The 11,661-nt window shown below is 46.2% G+C and carries 15 protein-coding genes; 3 read left to right on the forward strand and 12 right to left on the reverse strand.

From position 1 onward, the window contains the following. From citF to AC27IJ_RS08955, 7 genes are all read right to left on the reverse strand, one after another. Nucleotides 1–1,563, reverse strand: coding sequence for a citrate lyase subunit alpha (gene citF, locus AC27IJ_RS08925; RefSeq protein WP_312442249.1), 1,563 nt, complete (start codon nt 1,561–1,563; stop codon nt 1–3). 1 nt (nt 1,564) lies between these two features. Next, entirely contained in the window at nt 1,565–2,464 is a 900-nt protein-coding gene (locus AC27IJ_RS08930; protein WP_313257489.1) for an aldolase/citrate lyase family protein, read from the reverse strand. Next, nucleotides 2,461–2,763: a citrate lyase acyl carrier protein gene (gene citD / locus AC27IJ_RS08935; RefSeq protein ID WP_312501003.1), complete on the reverse strand. Its 303-nt coding sequence runs from the start codon at nt 2,761–2,763 to the stop codon at nt 2,461–2,463. Before citD ends, AC27IJ_RS08930 begins: the two co-directional genes overlap by 4 nt. 105 nt (nt 2,764–2,868) lie before the next feature. Further along, entirely contained in the window at nt 2,869–3,399 is a 531-nt protein-coding gene (citX, locus tag AC27IJ_RS08940) for a citrate lyase holo-[acyl-carrier protein] synthase (protein WP_487148456.1), read from the reverse strand. Nucleotides 3,400–3,405: 6 nt separating this feature from the next. Then, nucleotides 3,406–3,984 carry a hypothetical protein gene (locus tag AC27IJ_RS08945; protein WP_312442244.1) on the reverse strand — a complete coding sequence of 193 codons (579 nt, stop codon included), beginning with the start codon at nt 3,982–3,984 and terminating at the stop codon, nt 3,406–3,408. 135 nt (nt 3,985–4,119) lie between these two features. Then, entirely contained in the window at nt 4,120–4,965 is an 846-nt protein-coding gene (locus AC27IJ_RS08950) for a YitT family protein (RefSeq protein WP_487148458.1), read from the reverse strand. Nucleotides 4,966–5,246: 281 nt separating this feature from the next. Beyond that, nucleotides 5,247–6,566, reverse strand: coding sequence for a serine hydrolase (locus AC27IJ_RS08955; protein ID WP_487148460.1), 1,320 nt, complete (start codon nt 6,564–6,566; stop codon nt 5,247–5,249). Between the two features lie 192 nt (nt 6,567–6,758). On the opposite strand from AC27IJ_RS08955, the gene AC27IJ_RS08960 reads away from it, so the two are divergent. Then, on the forward strand, nt 6,759–8,003 hold the full coding sequence (locus AC27IJ_RS08960; RefSeq protein WP_487148462.1) for a DNA polymerase Y family protein: 1,245 nt from the start codon (nt 6,759–6,761) through the stop codon (nt 8,001–8,003). Nucleotides 8,004–8,046: 43 nt separating this feature from the next. On the opposite strand, the gene AC27IJ_RS08965 is transcribed toward AC27IJ_RS08960, so the two are convergent. Continuing rightward, complete coding sequence (locus tag AC27IJ_RS08965; protein WP_312500999.1) at nt 8,047–8,925, reverse strand: YitT family protein; 879 nt, start codon at nt 8,923–8,925, stop codon at nt 8,047–8,049. Between the two features lie 38 nt (nt 8,926–8,963). Beyond that, entirely contained in the window at nt 8,964–9,236 is a 273-nt protein-coding gene (locus AC27IJ_RS08970) for a U-box domain-containing protein 56 (protein WP_312442239.1), read from the reverse strand. Between the two features lie 87 nt (nt 9,237–9,323). Between AC27IJ_RS08970 and AC27IJ_RS08975 the strand changes: the two genes are divergently transcribed. Further along, nucleotides 9,324–10,247: an RluA family pseudouridine synthase gene (locus AC27IJ_RS08975; RefSeq protein WP_487148465.1), complete on the forward strand. Its 924-nt coding sequence runs from the start codon at nt 9,324–9,326 to the stop codon at nt 10,245–10,247. On the opposite strand, the gene AC27IJ_RS08980 is transcribed toward AC27IJ_RS08975, so the two are convergent. Beyond that, on the reverse strand, nt 10,210–10,305 hold the full coding sequence (locus AC27IJ_RS08980; RefSeq protein WP_442913615.1) for a methyltransferase RsmF C-terminal domain-like protein: 96 nt from the start codon (nt 10,303–10,305) through the stop codon (nt 10,210–10,212). The two genes, AC27IJ_RS08975 and AC27IJ_RS08980, sit on opposite strands and share 38 nt — an antisense overlap. 44 nt (nt 10,306–10,349) lie before the next feature. Continuing rightward, the gene (locus AC27IJ_RS08985) at nt 10,350–10,481 is read right to left on the reverse strand and encodes a hypothetical protein (protein WP_312442237.1); all 132 of its coding nucleotides are present in this window, start codon (nt 10,479–10,481) and stop codon (nt 10,350–10,352) included. A 105-nt stretch (nt 10,482–10,586) separates the two neighbouring features. Between AC27IJ_RS08985 and AC27IJ_RS08990 the strand changes: the two genes are divergently transcribed. After that, nucleotides 10,587–11,159, forward strand: coding sequence for a hypothetical protein (locus tag AC27IJ_RS08990; RefSeq protein ID WP_313152526.1), 573 nt, complete (start codon nt 10,587–10,589; stop codon nt 11,157–11,159). Between the two features lie 117 nt (nt 11,160–11,276). On the opposite strand, the gene AC27IJ_RS08995 is transcribed toward AC27IJ_RS08990, so the two are convergent. After that, entirely contained in the window at nt 11,277–11,618 is a 342-nt protein-coding gene (locus tag AC27IJ_RS08995; protein WP_313257497.1) for a DUF6465 family protein, read from the reverse strand. Between the last annotated feature and the right edge of the window lie 43 nt (nt 11,619–11,661).

Consider the following 11,661-nt stretch of genomic DNA (forward strand, 5'->3'; position numbering starts at 1 on the left):
TTATTCTCCTGCAAACTGAAACTCCTTGATCTTACGCACCACATCCATGATGGTACCATCCCGGCCCTCGATGATTCCTACAATTTTTTCATCAAACTGCACCTTTTCCGGTTCTCCCGCAATGGAGTATGCGATGTCCCGCAGTTCCTCTATGGTCTTAAACGGCAGTTCCACGTCTTTCATGCACTGGATCAAATCCTGCCTTCCCGGATTAATTGCAATGCCATAATCCGTGATCACCACATCAATGGATTCGCCGGGAGTCGTAACCGTTGTGACCTCTGAGCAAACAGCCGGAATCCTTCCCTGCAGCAATGGAGAGATCACTATGGTACATTTTGCTCCGGCCGCAGTGTCCGGATGCCCTCCCTGAGCGCCGGTGATCATGCCGTCAGAACCCACCACTACATTGCAGTTAAAATTCACATCTACTTCCAGGGCAGCCAGAATTACAAAATCCAACTTGTTTACAACGGCCCCTTTGTTAAAGGGATCCGCATATTCTCCGGCACTGATTCGAAAATGTTTGGGATTGATGACGGATTCCACTGCATCCAGATCAAAATCCTGGGTATCTAACAGGGCATCTACCTGATTGTTCTCCAATAAGTCGCACATGGGCTTTGTAAGGCCTCCTACCCCGAAGCGCATGCGCACATTTCTCTCCTTCATGATTTTTGCAAGAGAAATGGTGGAGGCGATGGAAGCTCCGCCTACCCCGGTCTGGTAAGAAAATCCTTCCTTAAAATACGGGGTATTGACGACAAACTGGGTACAGTAATCGGCCATCATAAGCTTGCGCATATCTGTGGTGGGTTTTGCGGCCCCGGTTGCAATCTTCTCCGGATTACCAATCTCATCAACAACTACCACATAATCTACTTTTGTCATGGAAATATGGGCGGGGAAGTTTGGGAATGGCACCAGGCAGTCCGTGATTGCGACCACCTTATCGGCGTAATCTGCGTCCACCATGGAATAGGAGAGAACCCCGCAATCCGACTTTCCGCCGATGCCCCTGCAGTTTCCATAGTCATCACAGGTGGGGGCACCGATAAATGCGATATCGATCCTCACCTCTCCGGTTTCAATGGCGCGGACTCTGCCACCGTGGGAACGCATAATTGCCAGGCCATTTAATTTTCCTTCCGATATGGCCCTGCCGATCTTCCCTCTGACACCGGAAGACTGTATTCCGGTAATGGTCCCATCTTCAATGTAATCCACCAGTTTATCATGGGCCTTGCCAAGAGAGCTTGCACAGATGGTGATATCCTTGACTCCCATGTTGTGGACCTCCTCCATCACCATGTTTACCACATAATCGCCTTCCCGGAAATGGTGATGAAAGCCCAGGGTCATGCCATCCTTGATCCCGCATTTTACCAGACAGCCGTGAATGCTGTCCGCCAGCTTGCTTTCCTCCGAATTGATCATGCACTTTGTCACCGGACCGTCTTTTTTATACTCATATCCATCAAAGTGATGAACTCCCATAAAAGGTTTTTTTCCTGTCAATTTTAAGATTTCTTCCGGAATCTCTCTCCCTACTGCATTAATCATCTTACAAATCTCCTTTATATACACCGGAGGCCTTGGCAAGCTCTATAGTTCTCCTGGCCCCGTCATAGAATGCAATGTCGATCATCTTTCCGTCTACGGTAAATACGCCAATTCCCATTGCACGTTTGTCCTCGATTTCCTTAACGACCTTTTCTGCAAACGTAATATTCTTCTGTGAAGGCGTAAAGATCTCATGGACAACCGGAATCTGACGCGGATTGATAATGGATTTCCCGTCAAACCCCATCAAATGAATAGTTTCCACATCCCGCCGGAAGCCTTCCATATCATCAAGGTTGGTATAAACGGTATCAAAGCACTGGATCTTTGCTGCCCTGGCCGCTATGATTAAGTTCTGTCTGGCTCCCATCAGCTCAATTCCGGTTCCTGTAATATAGGTCTGAAGGTCTTTGGTATAGTCCCCGCCGGAAAGTGCGATTCCAAACAGCCGCCCGGAAGCCTCACAAACCTCCAGCGCCTTAACCACCCCTCTTGCGGATTCAATAGCTGCCATAATGAGGGTCCTTCCTTCCGGAATGCCGAAATCCTCTTCTGCAATCCGGATCTCCGCTTCCACTGCTTTTATCTCCTCAGGCCTTTCTGTTTTAGGAACCCGGATCGCATCACAGCCGCCTGCAACCGCACAGCGGATATCCTCCTTCCAATATGGGGTATCCAGACCATTGATCCGGACCACCCGCTCACAGTCCCTGTAATCGATCTCCAAAAGTGCATGATAGAGGGAAAATCTTGCTGCATCCTTCTGGTTTTCTGCGACCGCATCCTCCAAATCCAGCATAATGGAATCTGGTTTATAAATATACGGATCTTTAATGAGGCCCGGCTTTTGGGCATTTAAAAACATCATGGTTCTTCTGAGCCGTTTCTTATTCGGATTCATCGTTTCCTTATGCCTCCCCAGAGAATATTTTCGAACTGGTCCGTGGAACGGGATACCGCTCCTTCCACACGCGCCTTAATGGTGCAGTCCAGTGCTCCCTTATCAACAACCGTGATCCTCACATTATTGATTCCCAGATTCTTAAGAGTCTCCATGATCACCTTCCGGATCTTGTTGCCATACTGGTTTATTACTGCGCTTTCCAGTACAAAATCGATTTTACCATCACCTGGCTCAACAGTCACCTGACAGTCACTTGATTCCAATGTACCGGCCATGGCTGGTTTTTTTATCTCCATTTTGCTTAAAGCCTCCCTTTTATTTACTATATCTTCATTTTATAGGGAGAATCTTAATCAGGGAAAAAAGGAACCTTAAAATTTATTAAGAAAGGGGGCAGATTTTCATCTGCCCCCTTTCAACCAGGAATCTATGATGCTCTCAACACGTCCGTAAAGTTCCTCCACCGTATGGCTCCGGCTGCGGCCGCATAGCTTTGCATTTTTTTCACATATCAGGCATTTCCGCACAGGGGATCCTAATTCTGCTCTGCCGATCCCGTTTCCTGCCTCATCGTATACGTCAATATCAAACAGCCTTCCAAGAGGATGGGTTTCTTCCATGCGAACCGTTAATCTTTTCACAAGAAGGGGATCAAGGCTTTTCACTGCATAGAGCTTTAAGTAACCAGCCTTCTCTTTTACCACGGTCTCTTCCAACACAGTCAGCCCATTTTCAAAAAAAAGGCTGTCCAATTCCTCTCCCCCTGCGGAAAATGCCACAAGGATGCCGGGAGAGGTTTTTGTTGGGCCGGGAATATTCATTCCTAGAGCCACAATCGTGGCCTTATCGTGCTTTCTTCGAAGTGCTTCCTGCATTCCTACTTTCTTTTCACGGAAAGAAAGCATCTCATGTAAAGTTACATTCTCTTTCATTCTGTCTTATTCCTTGATTTCTGTTATCCCAAAGCTTCCATCTTGTCTTTCCTGGAAGGTGATTTTCGATGTTCCTTCTCCCATGATCACGCCTTTATCCGTCATCTTCAGTGAAACCGTATCCACATTGGCTACCGCTACCATTAAGTCATCTCCAAACACCATGTCAGGGTTTTGCTTAAATAAGTCTTCCCGGTTGTTAAAGGTGATTGTCTCCCCATCGCCTGTTATGAAAGTACAGGGATAAAACAGAAGGTCCGCAAATGCCTGCAGATCCCGGTCTCCTACCGTTTCCTGGATCTTTTCAGCAAACGCCTCCACTTTTTTTTCCGTCCCGGCGCTTTCCTCACTTTCCACGGCCTCTATTCCCGGCCCTGACTGGTTCACATCCTCTTCCGGAACAGTCTCATCATCCGCATTATCTTCCGTCCTTAATTTCTCCATCCTGTCGGCCGCAGTTTCTGTTTTTGCCGCTTCCGAAGGAGCTCCGCCCAAATCTGCAGCTTGCTTCCTGCCGCAGCCAGCTGTAAACAACACAGCAAACGCAACGGCCAAACAAAATAAACTGATTTTCTTTTTCAGCATTTTTCCGATTCCTCCCTGCGTCCATTTTCTAATCCGGGCACAGTATAGCACCTGTCAGGATGATAAGTCAATAGAGTTTCTAAAACCGTAAACCTTAGTCATCTTTCTGTAAGATTCTCGTCGGTTCTTTATCCATTATTTATATTCTTTATGGAGGGTGAATCCTCTTCCCCGCACCTCATTGACCTGGTTGATGATCATGAATGCATTAGGATCGATCCCCATGACCAGTTCATTGACCTTTGAAAGCTGCCTCCCTGAAATTACGGTAAGAACCGTAAAGGAAGCTTTTCTTAAATACCCTCCTTCACTGGCAAGCAGGGTGGTTCCTCTGTCCATCCGGGATTGGATGGCCTGACTGATCTCTTCATACTTTTCGCTTATGATTTTTACCTGCATCTGATTGCGGCCGATCAAAAGCACCTTATCAAGCACCGTGCTATAGGATAGCACCAGCAGGATTCCGTAAAGGATCTGCTCCTTATTGGAAAATATCATCTGTGACAGCAGGATCAGACAGTCAAAAACCGACATGGTCATGGATACGGACAGATTCCATTTTTTGTTCAGGATCAAAGGGGGAATATCCATTCCGCCGGTGGAAGCACCGGCCCTTATCACCATGCCGATTCCCACGCCGATTAAAAGTCCGGAAAAAACAGTTGCCAGCATCCGGTCATCTGTCATTGCCGCCTGACCGAACAGATTTTCAAATATCCCCAAAATAAACGGATAATAAAAGGTGCTGATCATGGTGGTAAATGCAAACTGCCTTCCCAAAAACAAGGCTCCCACCACAAACATTATAATATTAAAGGCTCCCACAAAAGCAGCTACGGGAATCCCGAACTGGTGATGGGCCACCAAAGCAAGTCCAGTCGTTCCGCCTGTGATCAGCCCCCCCGGCAGAATGAACAGGGATACAGCCAGGGCATAAATGGTATTTCCCACAAGCACTGTTGCGATTTTTTTCATATTCATACTTTTGTAATTTCCTTTCCTTGTATAAACAAACACTCTTAATATACCATGTGCCATCGTTTTATACAATTTATTTTCTGCCGATCCTGTCCTTATTTCATTCAGTGCTTGAAACATCAATTTAATATGATATGATTCCCACTGGACAGTTTTTTATAAATCTAAGACACCGGATCAATACCGTATTTCCTTTAAACCGGAATGTGAACAGACCTGCCGTTAATAGAGAACAGAAAGGAGGAAGGAAACGCTGACGTTTCCTTCCTCCTTTTACACGTATCCTATAGGTCAGGGATAATTCCCATGACCCCCGGCATGGACAGATATTTAATGAAAATATTTTTAATACACCAAAACGTAGTCAGGCGGTCCGCCCCTTCGGTTAAATATACCGGATAGCTTTTAATGACTTCTCCGTTTAAGCGGTAAATGACATTTCCCACCGTCTGTCCCTTACGCACCGGTGCATTTAATTCCTTTGGAATCTCTGTCTGCACCGTGACCTCCTCCTCATCCGCCAGAAGAAGGTTTATGGTCTTCTCTTCCTCTCCGCCAATGCCGCAGGCTATCATGACCGGTTCATCCAGGCGGCCGGAGGAAGGAATCCCCCCTTTTACCGGAATATCAGGAAGGCTTACATCTTTATAAACATTCTTCAAATGAAAGCGTTCCATCCCGTACTGAAACAACTTTCTTGCATCTGACCATTTATAGGCCTTATGGGGCGGCCAGCCGCAGCCTAGAAGAGCAATGGTATAGGTCCTTCCGTCATCCTGGACTGCTCCCACATATGAATAGCCGGCTCCTCCGGTAAATCCTGTCTTTCCTGAAAACGCCCCGTCCATCATCCCCAGAAGGGTATTGTGGTTATTACAGGAAAAGAAGCGTTTTCCTTCAAGGTCAGCAAAGGAATAACTTCTTGTTGCCGTAATCTCTAAGAATTCCTCCTTTTTTTGCGACTGACCGATGCAGTAGTTCATAATCCTGGCTAAATCCGCTGCCGTTGTAGAATGCAGCTTCACCTGTCCATCCTTTTCTTCTTTGGCATCAAGACCATTGGGTGTGATAAAATATGTATCTTCACAGCCTAAATCCCTGGCTTTTTGGTTCATCAGCCTGGCAAATCCCTCCTGGCTCCCTCCTACGTGCTCTGCGATCATCATGGCAGCGTCATTATGGGATTCCAGCATAAGGCTGTAAAGTAAATCCTTAAGTAGAAACTTCTCTCCCTTATAGACCCCTAGATGGACCTTAGGCTGGGAAGCCGCATTCTGGCTGGCAGTTACTGTGTCAGAAAGATTCCCATGCTCCAAAGCGAGGATGCAGGTCATGATTTTTGTGGTGCTGGCCATGGGACGGACCAGATTCTCATTTTTTCCGTATAAAATGCGGCCGGTAGAGGCATCCATCAAAACTGCTGATTGGGCATAAAGATTTAGCTCATCCTTTGTCTGAACCGGTGCGTTTTTTTCTCCTTTCTCCTCTGTTACTGTTGTGTTCTCATTTACGGCCTCTTTTCCTGCCAGCCTGACCGCAGCAGTTCCTGTCCCTATAAGAAAGACAAACACTGCTGCCAGCAGTATTCCTATGGCATGCCTCATGAAAGAGCCTCCCCCATGAATTTAATTTATCCTATTCCGCAGTTTTTTTAATTATTCCCTTTACTTTCCGAACGTATTTTCGGTATAATGAGAGAAAAGGAAATTCGATTCTTTAAATGCCCTTTAGGGTAAAATTCAGGCTGAATTAAGGCTTGCCTTTATTAAGTAAATTATGTCAAAGGAGAGACGGATATGGTACCGGAACCCTTAGTTTTTCACATAGACGTAAATTCCGCATATTTAAGCTGGGAATCTGTCAGCCGTCTGGAAGCTGACCCAGGTGCCCTGGATTTACGCACCATTCCATCGGCAGTAGGCGGTGACGCCTCTTTAAGGCATGGGATCGTTCTGGCAAAATCCACGCCCGCGAAAGCATTTGGAATAACAACCGGGGAACCCATCACCCAGGCTCTGCGCAAGTGCCCTGCCATGACCGTTGTTCCGGCCCGGTTTGATGTTTACCTAAGAAAATCCCGGGAACTGATGGAGCTTTTGTCCGATTACACCCCTGATATTGAAAAATTCAGCATTGACGAAGCCTTTCTCGACATGACCTCCACCATCCACCTCTTTGGCTCCCCGCTTGAAGTGGCAAACCAGATACGGGAAAGGATCTGGCGGAACCTGGGGTTCACGGTGAACGTCGGTATCGCTCCCAACAAGCTCCTGGCTAAGATGGCCTCGGATTTTAAGAAGCCCAATCTCTGCCACACCCTGTTTGCCCATGAAATACCTTCCAAAATGTGGCCCCTCCCCATTCGGGAACTGTTTTTTGTGGGCCATTCCGCCCAGAAAAAGCTGGAAGGCATCGGCATACACACGATAGGGGAGCTTGCGGCCTGCAACGTAAGCCACTTAAAGCCCCTGCTGGGGGAAAAGTATGCCCTGCTGATCCATGATTATGCCCTGGGCATTGATACCTCTCCCGTGGAAGAGCGGGAGCCCTTAAATAAGGGCTACGGAAACAGCACCACCCTTTCCCATGATATAAACGACTTTGACATTGCCTGCCAGGTACTTCTTTCATTAAGTGAGACCGTAGGTGCCCGCCTACGTGCAGATCATGTCATGAGCGACTGCGTCTGTGTGGAGATCAAGGACTGGAATTTTAATACCAAGTCCCATCAGATGACCTTAAACAATCCTACAGACTCCACCACAGTGATTTATGAAAACGCCTGTAAGCTGCTTAAAGAGCTTTGGGACCGCACCCCCCTGCGATTAATCGGCGTGCGTACCACCAAGATTTCAGAGGAAGGCTTTTGCCAGCTTAATCTTTTTGAGTCCGAGCAAGTCCGCAAGATGAAGGAAATGGAAAAGGCAGTGGATCATATCCGCAGCAAATTCGGGACAGACAGCGTCAAAAGAGCCAGCTTTTTAAAAAAAGACGCCATCGTAGACCATACATCCGGACACGGGAAATCCGGCATAAAATAAGGGTGTATCTGAAAACTGCTATGTTTTCAGATACACCCTTAGCCTAAAGCTGCCCTTCAATGGCTTTAAATCCTTCTCCATAAACCTCATTGGAATCCGTAATAATGAGGAATGCTTCCTTGTCTATTTCGTGGATCGCACGGCGGATAGGCACCACCTGGCTGTTGTTGCAGGCACACATGATCACTTTCTTTTCATCCAGGGAATAGGAGCCCTGGCCCTGAAGAAACGTGCAGCCCCGTCCGGTATTTTCCTCGATTCTCTGAGCCACCTCTATCGCATGGAAGGTGACCACAAAAACCAGCTTTCCGGCTCCCAGGCCATACATGATCTTGTCGATTACCATGGTGGTCACTATGGTGGAGAGCATACCCAGGATGACCGCATCTAAATTGCGGAACACCAAACCTCCGGCAATGATTACTATGGCATCCACCACAAGAGATATCTGACCAATGGTCAGGTGAGGAAAAATCTTCCGGATCGCCATGACCAGAAAGTCCGTGCCTCCTGTGGAACAGTTTCTTAAATAGACGATGGTCAGCCCCAGACCGGAAAAAATTCCGGTGCAGGCAGAAGCATACAAGGGATTTCCCAGATAAACCGGAAGATAAGGAACTACATAGTCCAGCACAAGGGCAAAGATGACCATACTCTTCATGGAACGGAGCAAAAACCGCCTTCCCAAAAGCTTGTAACTGACTAACACGATGGGAATGTTAAGAACCATGCTGGTAATGCCCATTGGCAGACCGAACAGATGGCGCAGAATCAGTGCGATACCGGATACTCCTACCGGAGCGAATTCCGCATTTACCGCAAAATTATAGATTCCAATATTAAATAAAAATGCTCCCACCAGATCGCACAGAAGATCGATCCCCAGCTCCTTTGGCGAATATTCCTGTTTGATTTTCATCATGAGTATGCTGCCTCCATTTCTTCCGCCCTGCTTTCACCTTATAGAAAATAATCATTAATTTCAAATTCCTGTTTTCCAATCCGCACCTGTTTAATGAGAACGTTCACTTCCCCCTCTTCATCGGAGCAGACTCCGGACACCTGAATCTGTGTCTTACCATAGGATTCCGTCAAAACCAATTCTTTATCCATAATCCCCCTGTCAGCAATTGCTTCGGCCAAATCAAGCAGAACCTCATCCACATCTTCCATTATGTGGTTTCTTTCAAATTCCATTTCCAATACTTCATAAATATCCTGATCAAACATCATCAAACCCCCTTTTTTCAATTTCTACCAGCTAATTATAACCCATAGATTCTCCTTGTCAATCACAACCCTGCATGATAGAATCGGTTTATGAAAATGACTATGACTTATACCATAAAACAGACCCTTGAAGATATGACCGTGAAACAGTATCTCTTAAACCTGGGATATTCCCAGAGCCTGATCCGGCAGCTTCGGAACAGGTCAAACGGAATAACGGTGGAAGGAGAGCCTGTCTATACGACTCGGGTTCTTAAGCCGGGAGAGCTTTTATCTGTCTTTATCTGTGAGGAAGAAAGCTCTAAGAATATTGTTCCCACACCCATGCCGATTCAAATTCAGTACGAGGATGAACATATCCTGGTCATCAACAAGGCAGCCGGCGTTCCTATCCATCCGTCCCAGGGTAATTTTGATCATACCCTTGCCAACGGAATCGCATATTATTTTAAAGAAAAAAACGAGGCCTTTATCTACCGGGCCATCAACCGGCTGGACCGGGATACCACCGGGCTTTTAGTGCTGGCAAAAAATCCCTTAAGCGCCTGCATTCTTTCAGATATGGTGAAAAAAAGAGAGATTCACCGCCGTTACCTTGCGGTTGTCCAGGGAATGCTTCCTCTAAGCGGAACCATTGACGCTCCCATTTCCCGGGTAGACGGCTCCACCATTGAGCGGTGTGTGGACCGGATAAATGGAGAAGAGGCTCGCACTCATTATAAGCGGCTTTATTATGACCCTGTGACAGGGCATTCCCTTGCAGGACTTTGTCTGGAAACCGGCCGCACCCATCAGATCCGGGTCCATTTAAAATCCATCGGCCATCCCCTGCCAGGAGATTTTCTTTATCATCCGGACTACCGTTACATCACTCGCCAGGCCCTTCATTCCTTCCGGCTGGATTTCCTCCACCCAATCAAAAAGGAGCCTCTTTCTTTTGAGGCGCCCTTACCTGAGGACATGCAGTTCATTGGAATCACATCCAACGGAGGCCTTTGGGATAATGATTTTTAAGAATCCCCCCGGCCAGCTTGGAAAACCCAACTGGTAATAATATCTTTCGGCTGCCCATGGAATCTTTCTCAACTGAAATGGGCAGATCTCATCAAATTTCTCTCAGGAAATCTTTAAAGAATTTCCCCTTAAGCCCTGAACCCGTTCCTTATCATAGCTTTCTATAAATGAATCATACTCTGCTCCTAAAAGCCCTTTCATTTTTTCTCTGAACTCATCCGGTAATTGAATCATTGTTTATCCTCTGAATTTTAATTTTTATATAAAAATAACACAATCTGTCATTATTTTTCGAAGTAAGTGCCAAAATAGGAAGAGACGACTGTCCGGAGGTGCCTTATGTCCTTAATAACCATTACTGCTTACTTCATTATACCCATATATACCATTCTGTTTGCCTGGGGAACCGACTGGTTCTCATTGAATTTTTCCGTATTAGGAAATTTATCTTCCAGAAAAAACCTGTTTCTTTTATGGGGCGTTATCGTTGGAACGTATTTTTATTATGTTTTAAAACGGATCATAGGCGGACTTCCCCGGAACAGAAAGGAAACCGTGATCAGCACCACTGCCCTTTTGCTTCTGGCTCTGGCAGTCATCACGCCTTATCTGCCGGACTCACAGCCTTTTCATGCGGTCCTTCATGTTGTTTTATCCTTTTTAGCATCAATTTCTCTTCTTATCTGCCTGTATATGATCATCTGGAAGCTCTATTGCATGAATCAGGCGGTTTACCAGCCCTATCTGCAATGCTTACTGGTGATAACGGTTTTGTCTGCCTTACTCTTTTTCCTGACAGGAATCGTGAGCACAGTTTTGGAAATATTTTTTACTCTCTCCTGTACGATCCTGCTTGAAAAGCTTTACCGCAGGATCCAGGCTCCTAAAATCATGTGGAGATTGCGGAGATAAAAACCCATGTTAAAAAAGGAAAGTACCCGGAAGAAAGAATCTTCTTACGGGCACTGACCTTTTGCCGGGCACAAACCCCGGATATAAGAACATACCGGGGCAGTGTCAGCGGAAATACTACAATAAGATCTTATACTGATCGGAGCCTTCTCCGTCCACAGCATAATAAACGGTATCTTCTTCTGGTTTTATGTATATTTCAAGTGTTTTCACTTCAGCGTCTTCATGCTTTGACAGATAATCCTTTTTAACTGCTTCCAGCACTTCTCCTGCGGCAACTTGTTTTCCGGAATATTCCAGAAAGAACGAAACTTCCGGCTCTTTTTTCTTTACAGATGTTTTCTTTGGCGCAGTGCTTTTTTTCACAGGTGCTTTCTTGGCAGCAGCCGCTATTTTTCCAACTGCCGTTTCTTCTGGGGCTTTTGCTGGTTTTTTTCCTGCATTTTTATTGTTTTCCATAATTCTCCTCCTCAAACAAATAAAACGGTGACAACCATTGCAA

The organism is Lacrimispora sp. YZC11 (genome assembly GCF_057543815.1).

Bases quoted from the DNA above. Each gene is read 5' to 3' on its own strand.
- citF (WP_312442249.1), bottom strand. From the start codon at position 1,563: ATGATTAATGCAGTAGGGAGAGAGATTCCGGAAGAAATCTTAAAATTG.
- AC27IJ_RS08930 (WP_313257489.1), bottom strand. From the start codon at position 2,464: ATGAATCCGAATAAGAAACGGCTCAGAAGAACCATGATGTTTTTAAAT.
- citD (WP_312501003.1), bottom strand. From the start codon at position 2,763: ATGGAGATAAAAAAACCAGCCATGGCCGGTACATTGGAATCAAGTGAC.
- citX (WP_487148456.1), bottom strand. From the start codon at position 3,399: ATGAAAGAGAATGTAACTTTACATGAGATGCTTTCTTTCCGTGAAAAG.
- AC27IJ_RS08945 (WP_312442244.1), bottom strand. From the start codon at position 3,984: ATGCTGAAAAAGAAAATCAGTTTATTTTGTTTGGCCGTTGCGTTTGCT.
- AC27IJ_RS08950 (WP_487148458.1), bottom strand. From the start codon at position 4,965: ATGAATATGAAAAAAATCGCAACAGTGCTTGTGGGAAATACCATTTAT.
- AC27IJ_RS08955 (WP_487148460.1), bottom strand. From the start codon at position 6,566: ATGAGGCATGCCATAGGAATACTGCTGGCAGCAGTGTTTGTCTTTCTT.
- AC27IJ_RS08960 (WP_487148462.1), top strand. From the start codon at position 6,759: ATGGTACCGGAACCCTTAGTTTTTCACATAGACGTAAATTCCGCATAT.
- AC27IJ_RS08965 (WP_312500999.1), bottom strand. From the start codon at position 8,925: ATGATGAAAATCAAACAGGAATATTCGCCAAAGGAGCTGGGGATCGAT.
- AC27IJ_RS08970 (WP_312442239.1), bottom strand. From the start codon at position 9,236: ATGATGTTTGATCAGGATATTTATGAAGTATTGGAAATGGAATTTGAA.
- AC27IJ_RS08975 (WP_487148465.1), top strand. From the start codon at position 9,324: ATGAAAATGACTATGACTTATACCATAAAACAGACCCTTGAAGATATG.
- AC27IJ_RS08980 (WP_442913615.1), bottom strand. From the start codon at position 10,305: ATGGGCAGCCGAAAGATATTATTACCAGTTGGGTTTTCCAAGCTGGCC.
- AC27IJ_RS08985 (WP_312442237.1), bottom strand. From the start codon at position 10,481: ATGATTCAATTACCGGATGAGTTCAGAGAAAAAATGAAAGGGCTTTTA.
- AC27IJ_RS08990 (WP_313152526.1), top strand. From the start codon at position 10,587: ATGTCCTTAATAACCATTACTGCTTACTTCATTATACCCATATATACC.
- AC27IJ_RS08995 (WP_313257497.1), bottom strand. From the start codon at position 11,618: ATGGAAAACAATAAAAATGCAGGAAAAAAACCAGCAAAAGCCCCAGAA.